General features: G+C 65.9%; 1 protein-coding gene. It reads right to left on the bottom strand.

Features of this window, described 5'->3' with window-relative positions; translation table 11 throughout:
- Window positions 1-595 (bottom strand): Hsp70 family protein (locus ACTWQI_RS29875; RefSeq protein WP_443275232.1); only part of this gene is annotated, 595 nt, incomplete at both ends.

The raw sequence follows: 595 nt of genomic DNA, 5'->3' as shown, positions 1-595 counted from the left end.
CCTTGAGCTTCTCCTTGAGGTCGGCCACCGCCGTCTCGACCTCGGTCTTCACCTCGCCCGGGACCTTGTCCTCGTTGTCCTTGAGGAACTTCTCGGTCTGGTAGACGAGCTGCTCGGCCTGGTTGCGGGTCTCGGCGGCCTCGCGGCGCTTGTGGTCCTCCTCCGCGTACTGCTCGGCCTCCCGCATCATGCGGTCGATGTCGTCCTTCGGCAGCGCGGAGCCGCCGGTGACGGTCATCCGCTGCTCCTTGCCGGTGCCGAGGTCCTTGGCGGAGACGTGCATGATGCCGTTGGCGTCGATGTCGAAGGTGACCTCGATCTGCGGGACGCCGCGCGGGGCCGGCGGAAGGCCGGTCAGCTCGAACATCCCGAGCTTCTTGTTGTACGCCGCGATCTCCCGCTCGCCCTGGTAGACCTGGATCTGCACAGACGGCTGGTTGTCCTCGGCCGTGGTGAAGATCTCCGAGCGCTTGGTCGGAATGGTCGTGTTGCGCTCGATGAGCTTGGTCATGATGCCGCCCTTGGTCTCGATGCCGAGGGACAGCGGGGTGACGTCCAGCAGCAGGACGTCCTTGACCTCGCCCTTGAGGACACC

It is taken from the genome of Streptomyces sp. KR80 (assembly GCF_052245555.1).
Lineage (GTDB): Bacteria > Actinomycetota > Actinomycetes > Streptomycetales > Streptomycetaceae > Streptomyces.
Note: the sequence above shows the minus strand (reverse complement) of the source record. Positions and strands in the feature narration are given on the sequence as shown.